General features: G+C 72.2%; 25 protein-coding genes and 3 pseudogenes. 24 read left to right on the top strand and 4 right to left on the bottom strand.

What is annotated here, in order from left to right:
- The first annotated feature begins 72 nt into the window (after window positions 1-72).
- Complete coding sequence (locus MTF65_RS14280; RefSeq protein ID WP_243629040.1) at window positions 73-432, top strand: hypothetical protein; 360 nt, start codon at window positions 73-75, stop codon at window positions 430-432.
- On the opposite strand, the gene MTF65_RS14275 is transcribed toward MTF65_RS14280, so the two are convergent.
- Entirely contained in the window at window positions 413-766 is a 354-nt protein-coding gene (locus tag MTF65_RS14275; protein ID WP_243629039.1) for a DUF3040 domain-containing protein, read from the bottom strand. The two genes, MTF65_RS14280 and MTF65_RS14275, sit on opposite strands and share 20 nt — an antisense overlap.
- Before the next feature lie 112 nt (window positions 767-878).
- Between MTF65_RS14275 and MTF65_RS14270 the strand changes: the two genes are divergently transcribed.
- The 9 genes and pseudogenes from MTF65_RS14270 (at window position 879) to MTF65_RS14230 (ending at window position 8,616) form a co-directional block, all read left to right on the top strand.
- Window positions 879-1,349, top strand: coding sequence for a universal stress protein (locus tag MTF65_RS14270; RefSeq protein ID WP_243629038.1), 471 nt, complete (start codon window positions 879-881; stop codon window positions 1,347-1,349).
- Window positions 1,350-1,907: 558 nt separating this feature from the next.
- Window positions 1,908-2,573 carry a DNA polymerase ligase N-terminal domain-containing protein gene (locus MTF65_RS14265; protein ID WP_243629037.1) on the top strand — a complete coding sequence of 222 codons (666 nt, stop codon included), beginning with the start codon at window positions 1,908-1,910 and terminating at the stop codon, window positions 2,571-2,573.
- Window positions 2,570-3,577 (top strand): non-homologous end-joining DNA ligase, encoded by a 1,008-nt coding sequence (ligD, locus tag MTF65_RS14260; protein ID WP_243629036.1) that lies wholly within the window; start codon window positions 2,570-2,572, stop codon window positions 3,575-3,577. The genes MTF65_RS14265 and ligD (MTF65_RS14260) overlap by 4 nt, the downstream gene beginning before the upstream one ends.
- Before the next feature lie 29 nt (window positions 3,578-3,606).
- Window positions 3,607-4,506, top strand: coding sequence for a non-homologous end-joining DNA ligase (gene ligD / locus MTF65_RS14255; protein ID WP_243629035.1), 900 nt, complete (start codon window positions 3,607-3,609; stop codon window positions 4,504-4,506).
- Between the two features lie 184 nt (window positions 4,507-4,690).
- Window positions 4,691-4,993 (top strand): annotated as a pseudogene (locus MTF65_RS14250) (Hsp20/alpha crystallin family protein); the annotation flags it as partial.
- Between the two features lie 191 nt (window positions 4,994-5,184).
- Entirely contained in the window at window positions 5,185-6,432 is a 1,248-nt protein-coding gene (locus MTF65_RS14245; RefSeq protein WP_243629033.1) for a PP2C family protein-serine/threonine phosphatase, read from the top strand.
- 131 nt (window positions 6,433-6,563) lie between these two features.
- A complete protein-coding gene (locus MTF65_RS14240; protein ID WP_243629032.1) occupies window positions 6,564-6,821 on the top strand; it encodes a DUF6213 family protein in 258 nt (85 codons plus the stop codon).
- A gap of 12 nt (window positions 6,822-6,833) precedes the next feature.
- A pseudogene (locus tag MTF65_RS14235) lies at window positions 6,834-7,539 on the top strand (FAD-dependent oxidoreductase).
- Between the two features lie 176 nt (window positions 7,540-7,715).
- A pseudogene (locus MTF65_RS14230) lies at window positions 7,716-8,616 on the top strand (RNA polymerase sigma-70 factor).
- A gap of 42 nt (window positions 8,617-8,658) precedes the next feature.
- On the opposite strand, the gene MTF65_RS14225 reads toward MTF65_RS14230, so the two are convergent.
- The 3 genes from MTF65_RS14225 to MTF65_RS14215 form a co-directional block, all read right to left on the bottom strand.
- Complete coding sequence (locus MTF65_RS14225; protein WP_243629031.1) at window positions 8,659-8,949, bottom strand: hypothetical protein; 291 nt, start codon at window positions 8,947-8,949, stop codon at window positions 8,659-8,661.
- On the bottom strand, window positions 8,946-9,284 hold the full coding sequence (locus tag MTF65_RS14220; protein WP_243629030.1) for a DUF6247 family protein: 339 nt from the start codon (window positions 9,282-9,284) through the stop codon (window positions 8,946-8,948). The genes MTF65_RS14225 and MTF65_RS14220 overlap by 4 nt, the downstream gene beginning before the upstream one ends.
- A 281-nt stretch (window positions 9,285-9,565) precedes the next feature.
- Window positions 9,566-10,546 (bottom strand): LuxR C-terminal-related transcriptional regulator, encoded by a 981-nt coding sequence (locus MTF65_RS14215; RefSeq protein ID WP_243629029.1) that lies wholly within the window; start codon window positions 10,544-10,546, stop codon window positions 9,566-9,568.
- 267 nt (window positions 10,547-10,813) lie between these two features.
- On the opposite strand from MTF65_RS14215, the gene MTF65_RS14210 reads away from it, so the two are divergent.
- From MTF65_RS14210 to lanKC, 14 genes are all read left to right on the top strand, one after another.
- Entirely contained in the window at window positions 10,814-11,152 is a 339-nt protein-coding gene (locus tag MTF65_RS14210; protein WP_243629028.1) for a hypothetical protein, read from the top strand.
- Between the two features lie 46 nt (window positions 11,153-11,198).
- Window positions 11,199-12,161 (top strand): LLM class flavin-dependent oxidoreductase, encoded by a 963-nt coding sequence (locus tag MTF65_RS14205; RefSeq protein WP_243629027.1) that lies wholly within the window; start codon window positions 11,199-11,201, stop codon window positions 12,159-12,161.
- Between the two features lie 67 nt (window positions 12,162-12,228).
- Window positions 12,229-13,317, top strand: a complete 1,089-nt coding sequence (gene mpaB, locus MTF65_RS14200; RefSeq protein WP_243629026.1) for a daptide biosynthesis RiPP recognition protein — start codon at window positions 12,229-12,231, stop codon at window positions 13,315-13,317.
- A gap of 5 nt (window positions 13,318-13,322) precedes the next feature.
- Entirely contained in the window at window positions 13,323-14,183 is an 861-nt protein-coding gene (gene mpaM / locus MTF65_RS14195; RefSeq protein WP_279399029.1) for a daptide-type RiPP biosynthesis methyltransferase, read from the top strand.
- Window positions 14,180-15,520: a daptide-type RiPP biosynthesis aminotransferase gene (mpaD, locus tag MTF65_RS14190; RefSeq protein ID WP_243629025.1), complete on the top strand. Its 1,341-nt coding sequence runs from the start codon at window positions 14,180-14,182 to the stop codon at window positions 15,518-15,520. The genes mpaM and mpaD overlap by 4 nt, the downstream gene beginning before the upstream one ends.
- Complete coding sequence (gene mpaC, locus MTF65_RS14185; protein WP_243629024.1) at window positions 15,517-16,698, top strand: daptide-type RiPP biosynthesis dehydogenase; 1,182 nt, start codon at window positions 15,517-15,519, stop codon at window positions 16,696-16,698. The genes mpaD and mpaC overlap by 4 nt, the downstream gene beginning before the upstream one ends.
- A gap of 102 nt (window positions 16,699-16,800) precedes the next feature.
- Window positions 16,801-16,977 carry a daptide-type RiPP gene (locus tag MTF65_RS14180; protein WP_243629023.1) on the top strand — a complete coding sequence of 59 codons (177 nt, stop codon included), beginning with the start codon at window positions 16,801-16,803 and terminating at the stop codon, window positions 16,975-16,977.
- Window positions 16,978-17,030: 53 nt separating this feature from the next.
- Window positions 17,031-17,186 (top strand): daptide-type RiPP, encoded by a 156-nt coding sequence (locus tag MTF65_RS14175; protein WP_243629022.1) that lies wholly within the window; start codon window positions 17,031-17,033, stop codon window positions 17,184-17,186.
- 148 nt (window positions 17,187-17,334) lie between these two features.
- Window positions 17,335-17,529, top strand: a complete 195-nt coding sequence (locus MTF65_RS14170; protein WP_243629021.1) for a hypothetical protein — start codon at window positions 17,335-17,337, stop codon at window positions 17,527-17,529.
- The gene (locus tag MTF65_RS14165; protein ID WP_243629020.1) at window positions 17,526-18,314 is read left to right on the top strand and encodes an ABC transporter ATP-binding protein; all 789 of its coding nucleotides are present in this window, start codon (window positions 17,526-17,528) and stop codon (window positions 18,312-18,314) included. The genes MTF65_RS14170 and MTF65_RS14165 overlap by 4 nt, the downstream gene beginning before the upstream one ends.
- Window positions 18,307-19,050: an ABC transporter permease gene (locus MTF65_RS14160; protein ID WP_243629019.1), complete on the top strand. Its 744-nt coding sequence runs from the start codon at window positions 18,307-18,309 to the stop codon at window positions 19,048-19,050. The genes MTF65_RS14165 and MTF65_RS14160 overlap by 8 nt, the downstream gene beginning before the upstream one ends.
- A gap of 14 nt (window positions 19,051-19,064) precedes the next feature.
- Window positions 19,065-19,418, top strand: coding sequence for a hypothetical protein (locus MTF65_RS14155; RefSeq protein ID WP_243629018.1), 354 nt, complete (start codon window positions 19,065-19,067; stop codon window positions 19,416-19,418).
- Entirely contained in the window at window positions 19,415-20,722 is a 1,308-nt protein-coding gene (mpaP, locus tag MTF65_RS14150; protein ID WP_243629017.1) for a daptide biosynthesis intramembrane metalloprotease, read from the top strand. Before MTF65_RS14155 ends, mpaP begins: the two co-directional genes overlap by 4 nt.
- Window positions 20,723-20,797: 75 nt before the next feature.
- On the top strand, window positions 20,798-23,335 hold the full coding sequence (gene lanKC / locus MTF65_RS14145; protein WP_243629016.1) for a class III lanthionine synthetase LanKC: 2,538 nt from the start codon (window positions 20,798-20,800) through the stop codon (window positions 23,333-23,335).
- Window position 23,336: the final 1 nt, after the last annotated feature.

The raw sequence follows: 23,336 nt of genomic DNA, 5'->3' as shown, positions 1-23,336 counted from the left end.
GTGTCACCTCCTGAGCCCGCGACGTCTCGCGTGATCACCTTAGCCACGCGCCGATGAATAGACTCGGGTCTCATGTCGAACCATGACGAGCTGCTCGTGGACATCGCCGACCTGGTCGAGTCCGGACAGAGCACCCAGATGTCCTTGACCGTGGTCACCGGTGGGGGTGTCATCACCGGCAGGCTGGCCCCCGAAGCCGTGTGGCGCCAGCGGGTGTCGGAGGTCCTGACGGATTCCGCTCGCCTGGGCGAGTTCGCCGCCGTCTTCACCGGTTCCGCACGCGGCGACGGACCGTCCACGCACCTGCACTTCCACGTCGCCCGGATCCTGCAAGGCATGGTGGGCATCCCGGAGACGGGCGGGATGTACCGCGTGGCGATCGAGGATGTCAGCGCCTGGACCGTGGGCGACTTCAGCTACTCCGAGCACTGAACCTGTCGCGGCCCCAACGGCACAGCAGCAGGAGCAGGCAGGTCGCGGTGAGGACCCACAGGCCGGCGAAGAGCCAGAGCACGACCGGTGCGGCCGTCGCTACGGCTCGTACGAAGAGCGCCGTACTGGCGATGGCGAGCAGGCACGTGCACAGGCCCAGGCGGTGAGTGAGCGCGCTGCGCCAGGAGCCGGTCCACGGCCTGATCCCGCGGCGCAGCGTGCGGAGCCTGCGGTCGAGTCGTCGGTCGGCCCGCAGGTCGCCTTCTATGTCGTTGAGGATCATGCGCTCCTGCTTGGAGAGCTCGGGGCCGTCCATGGTGTCCCTCGCTGACACTTCCGTGACGTGGGTTGCCTGATGCGCCTACCCCGTCGGGGGCTCCTCACACAGGCGGCTCTTCGTCCTGGCCGTCGCGTCTACGGCTCCGCGACCCGGGTAGGCGCAGGGCATGGATACCAGTGGTCGCACTCCCCGAGTGGTGGTGGGTGTCGACGGGTCGCCCGCCTCGTACGAGGCGCTCCGGTGGGCGGTGCGGTACGCACGGTCCATCGCGGCGACGGTGGACGCCGTGGCGGCCTTCGAGCTGCCCGGAGCGGTGGGCTGGTCCGCTCCGGCGGTGGACGCCGAGTTCGACGAGACGCAGGCCAGACTGGCCATGAACGATGAGATCCAGAACGTGCTCCGCCAGGTCGGCGAGGTGCCGCTGGAGCAGCATCTGGTGCGGGGCGGCGCGGCGGACGCACTGATCGCGGCATCGGCCGGCGCCGAGCTGCTGGTCGTGGGCAGCAGGGGCCGGGGCGGTTTCGCCCGCCTGCTGCTGGGCTCGGTCAGCCACCAGTGCGCGACGCACGCGTCCTGCCCGGTCGTCGTCGTCCGCGCGGGCACGACCGGCGACAAGGACACCACCGACCGGGCCTGACCACTGTGCCTGACCACCGGGCCTGACCACCGTGCGGGACCGGCCCCGCCGCCGGTCCCCTGATGAACAACCGGAGCGCACCATGACCCGTCCGAAGCCCGGTCCGCCGCCTACCCATCCCTTCCCGGGGGATCCCTCGGTTCCGCATCCGCCGCCTCCCACGCACCCCCGGCCCAGTGATCCCCAGACGCCGCGACCCGCCCCCAGGCCCGCCCCGGACCCGGAGCCGGCGCCCGAACCACCACAGCCGCCGCCCCTTCAGGACGGCGCGGGGGAGATGGGTACGCCACCGAACGACCCCGTACCGCCCAGCCCCACTCCGGCGCCCGGCCCGGGCCCCGGTCCGCAGCCCGGGCCGGTGCCGGGCCCGGTCCCCGCGCCGGGCGGGCCGGATCCGGTGCCCCCGGCACCACCGCAGCCGGAACCCGATCCCCAGCCGCCGCCGGCGCCGCGGCCCGAGCCGCACCCCCAGCCGGGGCCCCTTCCCGGGCCCGTGCCGGCGCCGGAACCGGTCACGTGAGGGGCGGCGCCCCACGCGCATCCTGGAGGTAGGTGGCCATGACCCCCGAGAACGGTCTCGCGGAGTACCGGCGCCGGCGTGACTTCTCGAAGACCAAGGAGCCCAAGGGCACCGGCACCAGCAAGGGCACCGGCACCGGCACCGCCCGTGAGCCGGAGGACCGGCCCTCGTTCGTGGTGCAGATCCACGACGCGACCGCCCTGCACTTCGACTTCCGGCTGGAGGTGGACGGCGTACTGAAGTCCTGGGCGGTACCGAAGGGCCCGTCCAGCGACCCGCACGACAAGCGGCTGGCCATGCCCACCGAGGACCATCCGCTCGAATACCGGGAGTTCGAGGGCGTCATCGCCGAGGGCGAGTACGGCGCCGGCAGCGTGATCATCTGGGTCGAGGGCACGTACCGCAACCTGTCGACCGGCCGGGGCGGTACGGAGATCCCGTTCGCCGAGGCGCTCGCGGACGGCCACGCCTCCTTCTGGCTGGACGGCCGCAAACTGCACGGCGGCTACTCCCTCACCCGCTTCCGCACCGCCGACGACGACGACGACGGCGCCGGCGACGGGCGCGAGTCCTGGCTGCTGGTCAAGCACGCTGACGACCGCGCCTCCGCGAAGGGCACGCCGGATCCCTGGCTGGCCCGTTCGACGCGCTCCAGGCGCACCCTCCGACAGGTGGCCGAGGCGGGCGGCGGCGGACCGTCGTGAGCGGCCTCCTGGACCGGCTGCCCGAGCGGCAGCGGGGCGCGCTCCGCCGGGCACCGCCCGCGCCGGGCGCCCCGATGCTGGCCGTACTGAGCGAGCGCCGCGACTTCGACGACGGCTGGGTCTTCGAACGGAAACTGGACGGCGTACGGGTCACCGCCCAACGCCACGAGGACCACGTACGCCTGCTCTCCCGCGGCGGCAAACTGCTGAACGCGACGTATCCGGAGGTCGCCGACGCCCTCGCCGCCCAGGACTGCCGGGACTTCGCCATCGACGGGGAGATGGTCGCCCTGCGCGACGGCCGCACCGACTTCGCGCTCCTCCAGCAGCGCAGCCAGCTCACCGCCCCGCTTGCCGTCCGGGCCAGCCGGGTCGCCGTCACCTACTACGTCTTCGACCTGCTGCGCCTGGAAGGCCAAGACACCACGCGCCTGCCGCTGCGCACCCGCAAGGCCCTGCTGCGCGACGTCCTCACCTTCCGCCCGCCCCTGCGCTTCACCCCGCACCGCAACCACAACGGCCACGACCTGCTGGACCAGGCGTGCGCTCGCGGCTGGGAGGGCCTCATCGCCAAGCGCGCGGATGCCAGGTACGTCCACCGGCGCTCCACCGACTGGCTCAAGCTCAAGTGCTCGGGCGGCCAGGAGTTCGTGATCGGCGGCTTCACCGAACCCGCCGGCAGCCGGATCGGCTTCGGCGCCCTCCTGCTCGGCTACTACGACGAGGACGGTCGGCTGCGCTACGCCGGCAAGGTCGGTACCGGATACGACACTTCCACCCTGCGGAGGCTGCGCGAACAGCTCGACCGCCTCGCGCGGGAGCGCGCACCCTTCCACGACGACGTGCGGGAACGAGCCGCGCACTGGGTACGGCCGGAGCTCGTCGCCCAGATCGGCTTCACGGAATGGACCACCGCGGGCATGCTCCGCCACCCCCGCTACCTGGGGCTGCGCGACGACAAGCCGGCCCGCGAGGTGATCCGCGAACGGCCCGCCGGGAGGTAACGATGACCACGCACCGGCCGGAGGTAACGATGACCACGCAAGAGACCGTACGGGCGAGCGGGCACACCATCGAGGTCAGCCGTCCGGAGAAGGTGCTGTTCCCGGACGACGGCATCACCAAGGCCGACCTCGTCGCCTACTACCGCACGGTGGCCCGCCCGATGCTGCCCCACCTGCGGGACCGGCCGCTCATGCTGGAGCGCCATCCGGACGGCATCGACGGCGAGGGCTTCTTCCAGAAGGAGATCCCGGACCACTTCCCGGACTGGATCCACCGGGCCGAGCTGCCGAAGGAGGGCGGCACCGTCACCCACGTCCTCTGCGACGACACCGCCACCCTCCTCTACCTCGCCGACCAGGGATGCGTCACTCCGCACCGCTGGCTCTCCAAGGCCGACCGCCCCGATCACCCGGACCGGCTCGTCTTCGACCTCGATCCGCCGGCTGAGGACTTCGCGCCCGTACGGGACGCGGCGCGGAGCCTGCACGGGCTGCTGGACGAGCTGGAGCTGCCGTCGCTGCCGATGACCACCGGCTCGCGCGGCGTCCACGTCGTCGTGCCGCTGGACCGGCGCGCGTCCTTCGACGAGGTACGCGCCTTCGCCCGCGACCTCGCCGAGGTCCTGGCCGCCCGGCATCCCGACCGCCTCACCACGGCGCCGCGCAAGCAGGCCCGCCGGGGCCGGCTCTACCTGGACGCCCAGCGCAACGCGTACGCGCAGACCGCCGTCGCGCCCTACGCCGTCCGGGCCCGGCCGGGCGCCCCCGTCGCAGCCCCGTTGAGCTGGGACGACCTCGATGACCCGGAGTTGGACGCGCGCCGTTGGACCCTCACCGACGTGGACGGGCTCCTGAAGGAGAACCCGTGGGCCGATGCCCCGCGCGGCCGTTCTCTGACCGCGGCCGCCCGCCGACTCGCCGAACTCTGACGTGGGGTTTGGTGATGGTTTGAGCGGAAAGGTGCCAGAAATGGGAGGTGGTCTGCTGCACTCGCCTCCCGGCCATCACAGCATCAGGAGGCGCTGGTCATGACGTTGCCGATCCGACGCGGGGGCGGTATTTGTTCCACGAGGTGACGGGCGGTGGGCGCCCCTCGCCGAGGAGGAAGATACCGAAGACGCCTACGTCGTCCGCATGGAGCTGCCGGGCGTGCCCGGGGAGAACGTCGACATCGAGATCGACGCGAACGAGTTGTGCATCAGCGGTGAGATCAGCGAGGAGCAGCGCGGCAAGGTTCTCAGCCGCCGGTCCGGGAAGTTCTACTACTGCACGAGCATGCCGGCCGGAGCCGACAGCGAGCACGTCGACGCGGATCTGAGCGAGGGCATCCTCACCGTGCGCATCCCCAAGACAGGAGAGTCCAAGCGGCGCAAGGTCAAGCTGCACGGCAAGGACATGAAGAAGGACATGAAGTAGGACGCGAAGTAAACCGGCGGAGCCGGGGCTGGCCTGCGGGCCGGCCCCGCTCCGTTTGCAGGCCGTGTCCGCAAACGGAGGTGCTGAAGGCGGCGTCATTGTGGGCGCGGAGTGCTTGACTGGTGAGGAGAACCGTGGCGAACTCGGTGGCCGCCGGGACCGCTGCCAGCGGTGATGGACGGTGACAGGCGGTGACCGTCGTGGACGGTGAGGAATTCTCAGACCTGCTGAGTTCGCTGCTGGACGTCTCCCAGCGGGCCACCCCCGGTGAGCTGCCCGACCTGGTGCGGGACACCACGCGGAAGCTGGGGCTGCTCGACGCGGTGATCTACCTGGCGGATCTCCAGCAGATGAGGCTCACCCCCCTCGCCGGAGTCCGTGCGGGCGTGCCCGCCCCCGGCGCCGTCGGCGGTGAAGCGGCGGGTCTGGCGGTGGACGGCACCCTCGCCGGCTGGGCGTACCGGACCGGGGCCACGGAGCTGGCGTCCGGGTCCGAGCTGGTGATGTGGGTTCCACTGGTGGACGGCGCCGAGCGCATCGGTGTCCTGCGGCTCATCGCGCCGGCCATGGACGCCACCACATTGGAGCAGTGCCAGAGCCTCGCGGCGCTGGTCGCCAAGGTCGTCATGTCGAAAGCCGGCTTCAGTGACATGCTCCTGCGCAGCATCCGCACACAGCCCATGACCCTCCAGGCCGAAATGGCCTGGGCGTTCATGCCGCCGCGGACCATCGGCACGCGCAGCGTCACCTCCAGCGCGGTGCTGGAGCCCGCCTACGAGATCGGCGGCGACGCGTTCGACCACAGCCTCACCGCCCGTAGCCTGCACGTGACCGTCGTCGATGCCATGGGACACGACCTCGCCTCAGGGCTGTGCGCGGCCGTGGCGCTGGCCGGCTGCCGCTCCACGCGGCGCTCCGGAGGCGACCTCACGGACATCACCGCGACGGTGGACGAGGCCTTGAACGAGTGGCTGCCCGAGCGGCTGCTCACCGCGATCTTCGCCGACCTCGACGTGGAAACGGGAGACCTCAGCTGGGTCAACTGCGGCCATCCGGCACCGCTTCTGATCCGCCGCCACCATGTGGTGGCCGACGCCCTCCGACGCGACGCGCAACTCCCGCTCGGCATCAACCCCCATCACGCGCCGCGCGTACCGAACGTCATCCATCACGCCCAGCTGGAGCCCGGCGACCGGATCCTCATCCACACCGACGGCGTCACCGAAGCACGCTCGGACACCGGCGAGCAGTTCGGGGAGGAGCGGCTGATCGACACCGTCGTCCGTGCGACAGCCGCCGGCGAGGCGGCCCCCGAAGCCCTGCGCCGACTGGTACGCGGCATCCTCGACCACCATCACGGTCACCTCAGGGACGACGCGACGATCCTCCTCGCGGAATGGCACCCCCGGTCGGAGCAGACCGCCGACTCAGCCGCCTGACGGAGGCGCTTACCGCTCGCCGGGGCGGGTAGACGCCCGGCAGGAGCCGCTTCCGGCAACAGGAGGAGCCATGGCCCGGCGAGTCCACGAGGTGATGACCGGCCATCCGGCGGAGTGAAGGAGATGTCGCCGTGAACGCGTCAGTGCCCCTGATCTCTCTGCCGGGCGGCCGGTTGCTGATCCCCGCCGACGAGGTCACCGCTCTGCTGCGGCATCTCGCGTCGGGGTGGCTGCGCTCGGTGTCCGAGGGCGAAATCGAACTCGATCCGGGGACCACGCTGGGCCTGGCCGGTGTGCTGATGGAGCTCGCCGACCAGATCGACGTGGAATGCATCGCGTTCATGCCGGTCCGGAACGAGGACGAGGGGGAGGACGAGGGCGACGCGTGATACGCCGGAGTCATGGCGGCCAATCGCCTGACGCAGCGTGACGACGTGACGGTGACTCTGATCAACCCGCGCCCGACCTTCGTCGAGCGGGTCCGCCCGCACCAACTGGTGGGCGGGTCCCACGACGCGGTCATCGACTACCGGAAGGTCCTGGCCGAGGGCATCGCTCTGGTGGTCGACACCGTGACACGGATCGACGCGGCCGAGCGCGGCGTGACGCTGGCGAGCGGCGGCACGGTCGGCTACGACTACCTGATCTACGCGGTGGGCTGTGCCCGGAGCGGCCGAGTTCGCCTACCTGATCGCGACTCTGGAGGAGGTGCGGCGGCTGCGCCCGGTCATCGACGCCGCGCCGGCGACGGCCGCGGTGACGGTGGTCGGAGCCGGTACGACCGGCATCGAGACCGCCGCCGAGCTGGCGGAGGCGGGCCGCACCGTGACCCTGGTGTGCGGCGAGGGGACGCGAGCTGCCGAGCATGGTGACCATCTGGACCGCCGGGTTCGGCGTGCCGGACCTGGCCGCGCGCAGCGGGCTGAGCACCGACACCTTGGGCCGCCTGCTCACGGACGAGACGCTGACCAGCGTGGACGACGTACGCATCGTCGCGGCCGGGGATTCGGCGGCGCCGTCGGACCTGCCGTTCCGGATGAGCTGCCAGGCCGCGGTCCAACTGGGCCCGCAGGCCGCCGAGACCGTGCTCAGCCGGATCAACGGTGAGCGGCCCACTCCCCTCGACGTGGCATTCGTCAGCCAGTGCATCAGCCTGGGCCGCCGCGCCGGCGTCCTTCAGCTGACCCACAGGGATGACACCGCCAAGAGGTACTACCTCGGCGGCCTCCCGGGCGCGAAGGTCAAGGAGCTCATTTGCAAGGGCATCCCCTGGCAGCTGGCGTATGAGCGGCCACGCCACCAACCACCCGGCGACCGAGATGTTCGTCGCCCACCGCAACCTGCTCTTCACCGTCGCCTACGAGATGCTCGGATCGGCGGCCGACGCCGAAGACGTCCTCCAGGAAACCTGGCTGCGATGGGTCAAGGTCGATGTGGCGCAGGTGAGCGACCAGCGCGCCTACCTGGTCCGGATCGCGACCCGGCAATCGCTCAACCGGCTGCGCACGATGAGTCGCCGCAAGGAGGCGTACGTCGGCCCCTGGCTGCCCGAGCCGATGCTCACCGCGCCGGACGTGGCCGAGGACGTCGAGCTCGCCGAGAGCGTGTCGATGGCGATGATGCTCGTCCTCGAAACCCTGTCGCCGACCGAGCGCGCCGTCTTCGTGCTGCGCGAGGTCTTCGACGTCGGCTACGACGAGATTGCGGCCGCCGTCGACAAGAGCCCCGCGGCCGTCCGGCAGATCGCCCACCGGGCCCGCCGGCACGTCGATGCCCGCCGCCCTCGCCAGGCGGTCTCCGCCGGCGAGACCCGGGCGGCTCTGGAGTCCTTCCGGCGCGTACTCGAAACCGGGAACCCGCAGGACCTCCTCGACGTGCTCGCCCCGGACGTCGTCCTGGTGAGCGACGGCGGCGGCATCAAGCAGGCCGCGCTGCGGCCGATCACCGGCGCCGAGAAGGTGGCCCGCTTCATGGTCGGCGGTCTCGGCAAGAACAAACGCCCGATCATCGTCGCTCCCACCGTCGTCAACGGCAACCCGGCACTCCTCGTACACCTGGACGGCGAGATCGACGGCATCATGGCGATCCGCGTCGAGAACGCCCGCGGTCACCGGCCTCTACTACGTCCGCAACCCGGAAAAACTCTCCCGCATCGAATCCGAGACCCCACTCACCCTGCGATGAACCCCGCCTGCCCGTTGGGGTGTGGTCTTGCGGGTCGCAAGCTCACAGGTCGGCGAAGGGCGGGATGACCCGGATGATTGCGATGAGTTTCATGCGGGGTACGGGGAGGGCGTAGAACCAGCCGTCGGTCAGCAGTGGGATGCGGCGCAGACCTCCAGGGCCACCGTGGCTGGGTCCGGCGCCGATGTCGGAGATGTCGACGCCGACCTCGGCGAGGGCGACCAGTTCGCCGGAGAGCCGCTCGACTTCATGGATGACGTGCTGGGGTAGGCCGGAGATGACGTGCTCGGCATCGGGGTCGTACTCCCAGCGCCACAGTTCCTCGTCGCTCACGCCGCGCCCTGTCCGCGCTCGATTCCGGCTTCGGCGCACGCGGTGTCGATGATGCGGCCGATCTCGGCGGCGATGGCGCGGGCCTCGGAGAGGTCGGCGGCCTGAGTGACGCGTGCTTCGAGTTCGTGGAGTCGTGCGGCGCGCTCCGGGTGGCGTTCGACGGCGACGTAGACGGCCCATTGGCCGACGAAGCGGCGCATCGGCGCAGCGCTGACCTGCGCCCGGGCCTGCTGGAGGGCGGCGGCGCGCTCTGCGTCGAATGTCGCCAGTGTCTCGGGGGCGAGGAGCGCGAGGGCGGCGCGCAGACCTTCGGGGGTGCTGGCGGGCTGCGGCATGCGGGCAGCGCCGGATGGAGGGCCCCAGGCGGTCGTCATGTGGCCTGCCTCGTCTTGTCGGAGTCGCCGTTGTGCTTCAGCGTCCCGAATGCGGCGTAGAAACTCAAGCGCGGGCCAAAGGTGTGAGGGAGAAGGGGGCGCAGAGCCCGAAACCGAACGGCCGGGCAGCGGCACCGAGCGACCCCGGATGAGACACGCCCCGTGTGTGGCGCCGCCGGAAAGCCCGGTCACCGCCCCTGCCGCAACCGCAGCTCACCCTCTGGTGAATGGCGGATCCAGTCTTAGATCCAGCCGTGGTCGCGGGCCAGCAGTGCGGCCTGGAAGCGGTTCGTCGCCCCCAGGCGCTGCATGAGGTCCGCCACGTACTTGCGGTAGGTGCGGACGGAGACACCCACCTCACGGGCCCCGCTCTCGTCCTTCTCCGCCTCGTACATGGTGGCCAGCACCTTGCGTTCGATCTCGGTCAGCGTGGCGCCCGCGCCCTGGCGGGCCGCGACCGCCTCGCGCAGGTCGACGGAGTCCGACCACATCCGCTCGAACAGCGAGACCAGATTGGCTACCAGCCCCGCCTCCCGGATCACCAGCGCGCCCAGGCGGGGGTTCTGCGGGTCGATCGGGGTCAGCGCGGCGGCCCGGTCGAAGACGAGCATCCGCTCCAGCGGCTTGTCCGAGATCCGGATCTCCGCCCCCATCGCCGAGATCTCCTGGAGGTAGGCGAGGGTCGGGCCGTCCTCCACGGCCTCCGACCGCATGATCGTGCGCATCTGTATGCCGCGCCGCAGGATCCGGGCGTCCAGCGGCCGGGACGCCTCGATGCTGGCCGCGCTGAGCGCGCCGTGCGGCTGGGTGGTCAGCCCCTCCTGCCGGGTGAAGAACGTCAGCTCGTCGATCACCGCCCGGACGTTGGGGGTGCCCTCCACCCGCTCGATGGCCGGCCGCTCCGACATCTCGCCCGCCACCGGACGCACCGCGTGGCGCTCCGCGAGCAGCGATTCGACGACCCGCTGCTCGGCGGCCACCCGCTGCAACTCCTCGCGCAGCTCCCGCAGCCGCAGATCGATCAGCCGCTGTACGGCGATCGCGGGCGGGGCGGGCCGGATGCATCCGTTATCGGCCAGGGCCGTCAGTTCCACCGACTCCAGTCGTGCCAGCCATTCCTCCACATGAGACAGCGGCCAGCCGAGGTGGTCGGACAGGTCGGCGGGCGTGGCCTCGGAGAGGCGGAGCAGGCATCGGTACAGGTCCTCGTCCTCGGCTGTCATCCCCAAGTGCGTGAGGCTTCCTGCTCGCATGGTTCCCCCTACTTGATGGTGCCCCGTGTGGTCAGCACGGTGCGCTGATCATACGAATCCAGACACCGGCTGACGAGTCGCCCGATAAGCCGGTGCGGGGCCCCCGGGGCGGAGGCCGTGCAGCTTGCTGCACGAACGGGCGCAGGAAGCTGCGCCCTTAATGCCTCGAACGGGAGGCATCCGGTCGGCAGTCTTCTCCTTGTCGGAACAACGATGATCCACACAGGGGGAAGCACCATGGAGAACACGTTCACCAGGCGGGCACGAATCATTTCCGCCACCGCGGGGTTCGCGGTCGCTGCCGGTCTCACGCTCGGTGGCCCGTTCATCCACCCGCCGGTCCAGGACACGGTGACGGCCTCGGCCCGGACTACGGTCTCCGGCTCGGTCTCCGGCTCGCCCTCGGCGGCGGACCGGGCGCGCTGTGTGCTCTCCCTCGTGGACTTCGTGGAAGGCGACTGCACCGACGTGTTCGAGCCGAGCCGGCGGCCCGACGGGATTCCGGGCTTCGGCGGCATCGGCAAGCCGGGCAAGGAGCCGGTCGTCGACCGGCGCGAGACCTTCGACTGGATCTGAGCGACGGACGACGAAGGCAAGACGAAGGAGAGGGGAGCACGCCACCATGACCACCGCCCATTCGGTTCTCATTCCGTTCCTGCCGCGCCGGCCGGAACAAGTCCTCCCCTACGCCGGCCTCGTGCACTGGACCCACGCCCAGCGGCTCTGGCAGGGACAGTCCCTGATGGTGGAACCGCACCACGGCTTCGTCCACGCGGCGGGCGCCGGCTTCCGGGTCCCGACCGGGCTGGGGGTGACGCTGATGCCATTGCGCCACCCCTACGAGGCCGCCCTCCAGGCCCGCTCGCTGGCCCTGGCCACCGGGCAGCCGGTGGTCGCCGGCTTCGGGCCCGGGGCCCCGTCGCTCCAGCGGGGGCTGCTCGGAGCCCCGTACCGCAGTCCGCTGACCGCGGCCCGCGAGTACCTGACGGCCGTACGGGGCCTGCTGGCCGGTGAGACGGTCCGGATGGCGGGCGAGTACGTCTCCTGCGACGCGGCGCTCGTGCCGTTCCCCTCGCCTCCGGTGGAGCTCGGGCTCGGCGTGCTGCGCCCGGCGATGGCCCGGCTCGCCGGTGAGGTCGCCGACGTGGCGATCACCTGGCTGACACCGGCCGCGTACCTGCGGGACACCGTGCTGCCCGCACTGCGTGAAGGCGCGGCGAAGGCCGGCCGGCCCGTACCCCGGCTGACGGCGATGGTGCCGCTGGCACTGAGCCGTACCGACCGGACACCCGGTGAGATGGCGCTCGCCAGCAACGCCGTGCACCTGGGACTGCCGCACTACATCGACATGCTGCGCAAGTCCGGGATCGGAATCACCGGCACGGACCGGGAATCGGACGCCCGCGCACTGGTCGAGGGCCGCGGATTCCTCAGCGGCGACCTCGGGGAACTCGTGGCGCAGCTGAAGGAGTACGAGGACGCGGGCGTCGACGAGATCGTCCTCAATGTCACCGGCGTGGCCCATCTCCACGGCCCGCAGGCGGCCACGGACGAACTCAAGACCATCCTGGCCGCTCTGGCCTAGAGCTTCACTTCAACGTGCTCATCGCGTTCAACGCGGGCATCGACATTTTCGGAAATAAGGGGGAGCCATGGCGGGAATCAAACGGCATCTGATGCTCTGGGGTACGGGAAGGCCCGTCGCGGACCACTTCGCGACGGGGGCCGCGACAGTCGTTCTGGAGAACCCGGCCCACCTGCCCGCGCTGCTCGGCTCGGATCTCGTCGGCACGCGTTCCGTGGTGTTCGTGCCCGGTCATGTGGAGGGTACGGACGACCCGGCAGGGCCCGTCATCGCCGGCTACGAGGGTTCGCTGAGCGAGCCCGGCGCCGAATGCTCCCTCGGCTCCGACTTCTACCTCCAGATCCAGAACTACGGCATCAGCGCCTACATGTCGGTCGTCGGCCCCACGCTGATCCGCGTCGCCGACGCCATGGATCTCGACGCCTACCTCGCCGACGCCGACCAGGCGCGGCAGACGGGAGTCTTCCCCGACTTCCTCACCAACCCCGTCATCCAGCTCGCCGACCTGCCGGCCCTCGGTGCCGCCACGGCCGGTGACGGCCCGCGCCGCCGGCTGTACGCCGACCAGGACGGGATCCTCTCCACCGCACCGGGCGGCCCCCGCCTGGGCGTGCTCGGCGAGGACACCCTGGAGCAGCTGGAGACGCGGTGGCTGCTGCTGGACGCCGCCGCCGGACAGCGCCCGACGGCGGAACGCCCCTGGCTGGGGCGCTACCTCGCGGCCGTCGGCGCGATCCGCGACCTGCGGGCCCGCGGTGTGATCAACGTGAAGGTCTCCGGATTCGGCGGCCGGCTGGGTGCCGCCGCGGCCTCCCTGTCCACCGACGCCACCGACGCCACCGCGGACGCCGCCGACGCGCTGCTGCCGCTGCTGCTGTGGTCCGGGGAGACGGTCTACGTCCACGACCCCGTGGGCGGGCGGACCTTCCGGCTCGACCCGGTCACCGGAGCCCTCGCGGAGGCGCTCCTGGTGTCCGGTTCGGTGGCGGCGGCTTCCGCCCACGCCGACCGGGACGGGCTGGAGCGGGTCGCCGCGTCCTTCGCGGACGCCGGGATCGCGCTGTGCGCGGCCGAGGCGTCGCCGAAGGGAGTGGGTGTTTCACGTGAAACACGCACCCCGACGCGCGCCGACGACCTCGTCACGGCGGGGAACTGACGGCCATGACGACGATGACGACGACTTTGACGACGGACCCCGCTGTTCCCGCGAGCCGGGTTCCGGACCCCGCCGCCGTCCCGGGGCGGGCCGGCGAGCTGCTGGCCTCGCTCGGGGAGCGCGGAGTCCTGTGCGACCTGTACGACGCGGTGGGTGCCTCGGTGTACCACGACCTCGCGGGCACCGGCACCCACGAGGTGCGCGAGCTGCTCGGCCTGGTCCGCCGAGTCCCGGGCCCGGTCCTCGACCTGGCGGCCGGTTCCGGACGCCTGACGCTGCCGCTCCTGGCGCTGGGCCGCGAAGTCACCGCGCTGGAACTGTCCCCGTACATGCTGGAGTTGCTAGCCGAGCGGCTGGCGGAGGCGCCGCCCGCGCTGCGTGAGCGCTGCGTGCCCGTACGGGCCGACATGAGCGACTTCGCGCTCGGCCGGCGGTTCGGTGTGATCGTGCTGGGCACCACCACGATCTCGCTGCTCGATGCCGAGGGCCGCGTGGGCCTGTATCGGGCGGTGCGCGAACACCTGGCGCCAGGCGGCCGGTTCCTGCTCTCGACGGTGGACATGAACACCGCCGACGCCGGTCCGGACGAGGCCGAGATGGAGATCGCGACCGACAGCGGACGCGCCTACCGCCTCTTCGAACACTGGACCCCGGAGTCCGGCAGCCGCACCGTCACGCTCTTCCCCGCCGTGATCGGCGAGGACGGCCCGGTCGAGGTCTGCACCACCACCATCGGCGTGCTGCCCGCCGCACTCCTGGAGGCCGAACTGGCCGCCGCCGGCTTCTCGGTCCTGTCCCGCCACCCGCTGCCCGCCGTGGGCGAGCGCCACCACGACGTACTGCTGGAAACGGAGGTGACCCGGTGAGCGACACGACGTCCGCCGACCCGGTCGGCCACCCGCTGTGGCCCTCGCTGACCGCACCGCGGGACCAGGGCCGCGACGACCTCTGCGCGGTCTCCGCCCAGGGCGTACGGGTCACGTTCGCAGACGGCCGCGAACTGCTCGACGGCTCCAGCGGGTTGTGGAACACCAACCTCGGCTACGGAAACCAGCGGATCGCCCGCGCCGCCGCCGACGCCCTCCTCGAAGCCTCGTACCTCAGCGTCTTCCGCTACGAGAACGTCTACGCCCGCCGGGCGGCGCGGGCCCTGATCGACCTGTGCGGCCCCGCCCACTACGGCCGCGTGCTGTTCTCCACCTCCGGCGGCGCCGCCAACGACCTGGTCATGAAGGTCGCCCGGCAGTACCACGCGCTCCGCGAACAGCCCCAGCGCAAGGTAGTCGTCGGACTGCGCGGCAGCTACCACGGCCTGACCTACGGCAGCTTCGGCCTGACGGGCGACGACCTCGGCCAGCAGCTCTACGGGGTCGACCAGCGCCTCGTCCGGCACGTCGCCCCCAACGACCCGGCCGAGCTGGGCGCGCTCATGGCCCGCCAGGGCGGCCAGATCGCGGCCGTCGTCGTGGAGCCGGTGCTCGGCAGCGGCGCCGTACCGCTCACCGAGGAGTACCTCGGGGAGCTGCTGCGGCTGCGCCGGGAGCACGGCTTCCTGCTGGTCGCCGACGAGGTCGCCACCGGTTTCGGCCGTACCGGCAGCCTCTTCGCCTCCCAGCGGTGGGCCGAACAGCCCGACCTGCTCGTCTCGTCCAAGGGACTCACCAACGGCACCAGCGCGGCGGCCGTCGTGATCGCCTCCCGCCAGGTGGCGGCGGCCTTCAACGAGGCCGGCGCGTTGCTCACCCACGGAGAGACCCAGGCCGGGACCCCGGTCACCTGCGCGGCGATCCTCGCCACCATCGACGAGATGCGCAGGCTGGACGCGGTCGCCATGGGGCAGCGGCTGTCGGCCCGCCTCGACACCGAACTGGCCGCGCTCGTCGCCGGGCATCCCCGGGTGGCGGCGACCACCGGACTGGGCTGCTTCCGCTCCGTGCGGCTGTGCGCACCCGACGGGACACCGTTCCCGCAGGGCGAGGTGCACGCCCTGGTCCAGGCGATCCGGGAGGCCGGCGCCATCGTCCACCCCGGGGTGAACGGGGTGCAGCTCATCCCCGCCCTCACCTACACCGACAGCGACCTCGCCGAACTGCTGGCCCGCGTCACCGCCGGGCTGGAGATCCACCTGGCGCGGGCCGCCGACCGGGCCGCCGACCGGGCCGCCGACCGGGCCGCCGACCGGCCGACGGAGGTCCGCGCGTGAGCGCCGGCTGGCACGCCCCGGCCCAGCAGCTGATCGGCTGCGACAGCCTGGGCCCCTGGTTCACCGGCCGCGCCGAGCGGAAGGTGACCGTCCTCGTGGACGAAGCCGTCGCCTCCGCCCCGGTGACCGCCAGGGTCCGCGCCCTCCTCGACGGGGAGCGGTACCGGACGCGGGTGCTGGAACTGTCCGGTGCCGGAGACCTGCGGACGGTCGCCGAACTCGCCGACCGGCTGGCGGGCACCGAGCTCGTCGTCGGGATCGGCGGCGGCTCCCTCCTCGACCAGGCCAAGCTGGCCACCCTGCTCCGCGCCAACCCCGACGCGTACGCCCGCCTCACGGTGCCGCAGCGCAGTGGGCTGCTGGTCCTCGGACCCGGCACCGCCCGAGGACTCCCGCTGGTCGCCGTCCCCACCACGGTCGGTACCGGCACCGAGTTCAGCGGGGTCGCCTGCCTCAGCTACCCGGGGCAGGGCAAGCGGCTCGTCATGGGCACCGCACTGCGGCCCACGGCGGCCGTCCTGGACCCGGTCGCGACCGGCACCCTCGACGACGAACTGATCGCCGAGGGAGTCCTGGAGGCACTGTTCCGTGTGGTCAGCCCCTACGTGGGCGACCACGGGGACCTGCCCACCGAGGACGCGCTGGTGGAGACCATCGCGCGGCGGCTGGTGGTGCTGGGTCACGAGGTGCGCGACGCGCGGTGCGCGGGCCGGCCCACCGACGACCGGCTGCGGCTGGAGATCGCGAAGCTCAGCGGGCTCAGCCACGCCGAGTGGGCGCACCTGGGCCGCGATCTGTACGCGGTCAAGGGCTGGCTCATCGCCAACGAGCTGTCCTCCGCCCTCGGCGTGCGCAAGATGACCGCGGTCGCCGCGATCCTGCCGCACCTGTGGCGGGCCATCGCGGCCGGCGAGAGCCGTCTCGGGTCGGCCGTACGGCTGGAGCGGATGTGGTCGCTGCTACGGGCCACCGACCCGGACACCCTGCCCCTGGACCCGGCGGCGGGCATCGAGGCCCTGGTCGACTCCTGGCGGATCGGCCGGACGATCACCGCGGGCCCGGACCGGCTCGCCGCCATCGCGGGCCGCACGGTCCGCGCCTGGGGCGCCGGGCTGCCGATGCTCGGCGGCCTGCGGACCGACGACGTGTACGGGCTGCTGTACGAGGCCGCGGCCTGACGCTGCCCCCACCCCAAGCTTCCGCACCCGCAGGCACCCGCCGCGCGGTGCGGTCGAAAGAACACACCCTCCGATCAATCCACACGGAAACAGGAGCACACCATGCAGGACAACCTCGCGCTGGACGCCTTCCCCGCCCTTGAGCTGGGCATGCAGGAGCTCGAAGCCATGGAGGCTCCGGGCTGGTGGACGGGTATCGGTGTCGGCGCCGGTGTCGTGGTCGCCTCCGCGGCGGCCTACGGCAGCTACGTCGGCTCCGCGGCCCTCATCGCCACCTGAGAAGCCCGCACCTGAGAAGCCCCGATCAACCACTACAGCAACAGGAGCACACCATGCAGGACGTTCTGAAGCAGGAGATCCCCACCCCCGGTCTGGAGCTGGGCATGCAGGAGCTGGAGGCCATGGAGGCCCCGGGCTTCTGGTCCGGTTTCAAGCAGGGCCTGGTCATCAGCGGTGTCGCCGTGGCGAGCGCCACGCTCGCCACCTGATCGCTCCGGTAGCCGACCGGACCCCCGGTCTCCCAGGGTGACTTGGTCCCGTGGCGGTGGCGTACAGCCACCGCCGCGGGCCCCTGGCCGGATCACGAACGCCGGATCACGCACGACACGCACAGAGCTGAAGGAAGAGGGAGACACCATGCCGAAGAACCATTCCCGCAAGGGGTCGAACGGCCAGCTGGGGACGACCGCCGCGCTGCTCGCGCTGGCACTCGCCGTCGCCGGCGCGCAGTTGTCCGGGGCCGCGCAAGTGGCCGTCATGGCAGTCCTCGGCCTCGGCCTGCTCGGCTGCGTCGCCCGCCTCGGCGCCAACGCCCGCGCGGACAAGCGATGAGTGCCGCGGGTGTCGTCCGCGCCACCGGCCTGACCAAGGACTTCGGCCCGTTCACCGCCGTGCGGGACCTGAGCTTCGAGGTCCGTCCCGGCCGGGTGACGGGCCTCCTCGGCCGCAACGGCGCCGGCAAGTCGACGTCCCTGCGGATGCTGCTCGGGCTGGTCCGCCCGACGGCCGGTACCGCCACCGTCTTCGGCCACCCGTACACCGAACTCCCCGACGCCGCCCGCCGGATCGGGGTCTGCATGGACGGCATCGGCCCCACCCCGGGCGCCTCCGGCCGCCGCGACCTGCGGATCTGGGCCCGCACCCTGGGCGTGTCGAACGCCCGCGTCGACGAGGTACTGCACCGCGTCGGACTCACCGACAGCGCCGACCGTTCCGCCAAGGGCTACTCCACCGGCATGCGCCAGCGCCTGGCCCTGGCCACCGCGCTGCTCGCCGACCCCGAACTGCTGATCCTGGACGAGCCGGCCAACGGCCTCGACCCGGACGGCATCCGCTGGCTGCGCGACACCCTGCGCGCCCTGGCCGCCGAGGGCCGGACCGTCCTGGTCTCCAGCCACCTGCTGTCCGAGGTCGAGCAGACCGTGGACGACGTGGTGATCATCCAGCGCACCCTGCACTTCGCGGGCTCCCTCGCCGAGCTCACCTCCGACGGCGCCGAACGCCTGGAGGACCGCTTCTTCGCGCTGGTGGACGAGGACGCCGAGACCGGCGCCGAGACCGGCGCCGACACCAGCCCGCGCCCGCGCCCGCGCACCGAAAGGCTCACCCATGCGTAACGTCATCTCCGGCGAGTGGATGAAGGCCTGGACCGGCCGGACCTGGCTGGTGCTCGCCTCCGCCGGGATCTTCATGTCCCTCCTCACCTGCTTCGGCTACGCCTCCACGGGCGACGAGTCCATCGCCCTCGGCAGCACCACCGCCTCCGCCGTCACCGACGACATGGCGCAGGCCTGGATGATGACCTTCCTGATGTCCGCCGTGTTCGGCGGCATCCTCGTCACCCGCGAGTACCACTCCGGCGCCATCGCCCGCTCGGTCCTGCTCAGCGGCGGCCGGCTGCGGCTGCTGTCCGCCAAGGCCCTGGTCGCCACCGCCGTCGGCGTACTCAACGGCCTCCTGGCCGTCGGCCTCGCCGTCCTCTGCGCCTTCCTGCTGCCCGCCCACTTCGGCTACAGCGCCGACTGGACCGGCCACACCACCCGCATCGTGCTCGGCGTCCTGGCCGTCAACGCGCTCGCCGCCCCCTGGGGCGCGCTCCTCGGCTGGATCATCCGCAGCCAGCTCGCCACCGTCGTCACCGTCATGGCGCTCACCCTCCTCGTCGAGCCGGGCCTACAGGCACTCGCCCCGCAGGTGGCCGCGTACCTCCCCACCATCGCCATGAGGCCCGTCTACCTCGACGGCAAGCCCGAGCTGCTCTCCGTACCGCTCGCGCTCCTGGTCCTCGCCGGCTGGCTCGCCGCCGCCGGGACCGCCGCCCGCCAGCTGCTGCTCTCCCGCGACGTCATCTAAGGCGTGATCCAGACATGTCCACCAAGACGGCCCCCAAGCCGGCCGCCACCGCCGACTGGGACCCCGCGCTCCTGGAACGCCCGCGCATCGCCCCCAACGTCGAGATCCACGCGCCCCTGGAGACCGGCGCCCCCTGGGTCCTCCAGCGCGGCCACCACCAGCACTTCCGCCTCCAGCCCGACATGGCGCGCCTGGTGCGGGCGATGGACGGCTCCCTCGACCACACCGGTCTCGCCGAGGTCCTCGGACCGCCGTGGACCGCGCATCACGTCAGCACCGCCGTGCACAAGCTCGCCGAGACCAAGGTCCTCGACGACGGCAAGCCCGCCGAACGCCGAAGCCCTGGTTCCGGTTCGTCCCGCCGATGACCCTCCAGTTCACGGTGCTGCGCCCGGAGCGGCTGCTGGCCCGCCTCGCGCCGGTCGTCAACCTGCTCGCCGGTCGCACCGCGGCCGCCGTCGCCGCCCTGTTCGTCCTCGGCGGCGTCCTCGCCCTGGCCCTCCTGGCCCCCGACGTCGATGCCGCGCTCGGCCGGCCGCTCCCCTTCTCCGCCTACTTCGGCGTCCTGATCGGGGTGCTCGCCACCACCGCCGTCCACGAGGTCGGCCACGGCGCGGTCCTCACGTACTACGGCGGACGCCCCAGCCGGATGGGCGTGATGCTCTTCTACATGTCGCCCGCCTTCTTCTGCGACGTCTCCGACGGCTGGCGGCTCTCCCGCAAGGAAATGCGCGTCAAGGTCGCCCTGGCCGGCATCGCCACCCAGACCGTGATCGCCGGGGCCGCGGCCCTGACCGCTCTGTTCCTGCGCCCCTCGGACCTGCGCGACGCCGTGCTCGTCTTCGCCATCGCCACCTACACCAGCGGCATCGTCAACCTGCTGCCGTTCGTGAAGCTCGACGGCTACATCGCGCTCATGAGCCACCTCGACGTCCCGCACCTGCGCGACCGCGCCATGACCGACGCCCGCCGCTTCCTCGCCAAGATCCTCTTCGGCGGCCGCTACACCCGCGAACTGCCCGGCCGGCCCTGGGCGGTGGCCTTCGGACTGGCCTGCATGGCCTTCCCCCTCTACGTCATCGCCGGCGCCCTGACCCTGTGGTCCGACCTGCTCCAGCGGCTCGGCGCCATCGGCACCAGCACCGTCCTGATGGCCGTCTGCTACCTCGTCTACCGCCTCGGTCTCGGCTTCACCCGCCTCGTCACCGAGGGCCGCACCGCCGGGGCACCCCTGTGGCGGACGGCCGCCGCGGCCGTGCTGCTCACCGCGGCGGCCGGGGCCGCGCTGGCCTTCGTCAAGCTGCCGTACACCGTCGCCGCCGGGTACCTCGCCCAGGACCGGGGCCGCGTCGAACTGGTCCTGCCGAGCACCGCCGACCTCTCCGCGGTCCGTGAGGGCGCCACCGTCCGGCTCTACCGGGCCGGGGTGATGACCCGCGAGCAGACCGGCACCGCGACCGTCGCCGCGCTGACCCGCACCGAGACGACGGCCCCCCTGTCGGCCTTCCTGCCGGTGGCCGCCACGCCGCTGGAACTGCCCGTCGTCGGCTACCCGCTGACCATCGGCCAGGTCCCCGCCGACCGCGCCGGAGCGGCCCAGCTCGACCTCGGCAGCCTCCCGCTGGGCGAGTGGCTGTACACGAAGTACGTCACCCCGCTCTGGCGCCGGTAGGCCGCCGCCTCCCCCAAGCGGTCTCGGGCCCCTCCCCCCTCCCCCCTGCTTCCCCTGTCACGAACGGAGCGCACCATGGATCTTCGCTACCTGAACTACTGCCAGCCCGGCAATCCGTTCTACGACGTACCGGCCACCGCCGCCGCGGACGCCACCGCGTTCCCCGCGGTGACGGGCCCCCTCCCGGAGGGCTGGACCCGCACCGACAACACGCACTGGCTGCTGATGACCCCGCCGGACACGCGGCTGCCCGGCCAGGGCTGGAAGATCCATGTGTCGGCCACCCTCGACAACGCGGCCAGGATCCTCGACCTGGTCTGGGACTTCTGCGTCGCCGAGCGGGTCACCTTCAAGTTCATCCGCAGCGCCGGCATCCTCAAGCAGCGCAACAGCAAGTACGGGGAGCGGGGCAACAGCGGCAAGTTCTTCACCGTCTACCCCACCGACGAAGCGCAGCTGGAACGGATCCTCACCCGCCTCGGGGACCTCCTCGACGGCGAGCGGGGCCCGACCATCCTCAGCGACCTGCGCTGGCGCTCCGGCCCGCTGTACGTGCGCTACGGGGGCTTCGTCTCCCGCCTGGGCCGCTCCGAGACCGGCGAACTGGTGCACTGCGTCGAGGACCCCGAGGGCCGCCTGGTGCCCGACGTGCGCGGGCCCTCCTTCCGGCCCCCGTCCTGGGTGAGCCTGCCCGACTGCCTGGGCGAGGCGCTCGTCGCGCGCAACGCCGCCACCCTGCGGGACTTCCCGTTCCGGGCCACGAAGGCCCTGCACTTCTCCAACGGCGGCGGCGTCTACGAGGCGACCGACACCCGCACCGGCGGCTCCGTCCTGCTGAAGGAGGCCCGCCCGCTGGCCGGGCTCGACGAGGACGGCGCCGACGCCGTGGCCCGGCTGGAGCGCGAGCACTGGGCGCTGGAGCGGCTGTCCGGCCTGGACTGCATTCCGGCGGTCGTGGACTACCGCAAGGGCCACGAACACTGGTTCCTGGCCCGGGAGTACGTGGCGGGCAAGCCGCTCGCCCGGGAACTCCTCAGCCGCAACCCGCTCGTCAACGACGACCACACCCCCGAAGCCGCGGCTGCGTACGCCGCTTACACGGACTGGGCGCTGAAGATCCTGGACCAGGTGGAGCGGGGCGTGGAGGCCATGCACGCCAAGGGGGTCGTCTTCGGCGACCTCCACCCGAACAACATCCTGGTCCGCCCCGACGACACCGTCGCCTTCATCGACCTGGAGACCGCGACCCCGGTCGGCGACGAGTCCGCGCAGGCCATCGGCGCCCCCGGCTTCCGCGCCCCCGCCGGATACACGGGTACCGCCGTCGACCGGTACGCGCTCGCCTGCGTCGGGCTGGGCGTGTTCGTGCCGCTGACGGTCATGGCCACCTGGTCCCCGGCCAAGGTGGACCAGCTGATCGACCTGGTCACCGACCGCTTCCCGGTGCCCGACGACTTCGCCGCGCGGATCCGGCGCGACCTCGGCCCGGCCCCGTACCCCGGCCACGTCGCCGAGACGGACCCGCTCCCGCTGTGGACGGCGCCCACCCGGGCGAGCTGGCCCGCACTGCGGCGCACCCTCGCCGACGACCTGCTGGCCAGTGCCACCCCGCACCGCGAGGACCGGCTGTTCCCCGGGGACGTCGAGCAGTTCTCCCTCCCCGGCGGCGGGGCCACCTTCGGCCACGGCGCGGCCGGGGTGCTGTGGACGCTGGCCGAGCTGGGCTTCGAGCCCGCCGCCGAGCACCTGGACTGGCTGACCGACGCCGCCCGGCGCACCCCCGGCATGCGGCCCGGCTTCTACGACGGGCTGAGCGGGATCGCGTACGCTCTGGACCGGCTCGGCCGGACCGACGAGGCCCACGCCGTCCTCGACCGGGTCACCGCGGCCCCGCTGGAGGACGTGGACCACAGCCTCTTCGGGGGGCTCGCCGGGATCGGCCTGACCCAGCTGCACTTCGGGCGGACGGACGAGGCAGCCCGGATCGCCGCCCTCCTCGCCGACCAGGCGCCGGGCGGGGTCGCGGGCAAGCCGCGGCCCGGGCTGCTGCGCGGCGCGGCGGGCGGGGCGCTGCTGATGCTCCGGCTGCACGAAGCCACCGAGGACCCCAAGTACCTCCACCTCGCGGGGAAGTTGCTCCGGCACGACCTCGCGGAGGCGGGCTATTCCGAGACCGGTGACGGCTCCGGCGACGCCCCGTGGAAGGTCCCCTTCCTGGCCTTCGGGGGCGTCGGCCTGGCCCTGGTGGTGCACGAGGTGGCACGCCACCTGCCCGACCCGGAGTTCACCGGCGCACGGGACGCGCTGCGGGAGGTGGCCGCCCCGTCCTTCATGCTCAACTCCGGCCTCTTTCACGGCAGGGCGGGCGCCTTGCTGGCCCTGCGGCACCTGCACGACGAGTCCGCCGCCACCGAGGAAGCCGTGGACCGGCACCTCGACGCACTCGGCTGGCACGCGGTGCGCTGCGAAGGCCACCTGGCCTTCCTTGGCGACCACAGCCTGCGGCTGTCGGCCGACCTGGCGACGGGTACGGCCGGCGTCCTCCTCGCGGTGGAGGCGGCGCTGAGTGATCGTGGTCCCGGCCTGCCGTTCCTCGCGCCGGGCGCCCGATGAC

Source organism: Streptomyces sp. APSN-46.1, assembly GCF_022815725.1.
Taxonomy (GTDB): domain Bacteria; phylum Actinomycetota; class Actinomycetes; order Streptomycetales; family Streptomycetaceae; genus Streptomyces.
This window is presented reverse-complemented; position numbering and strand designations above follow the sequence as displayed.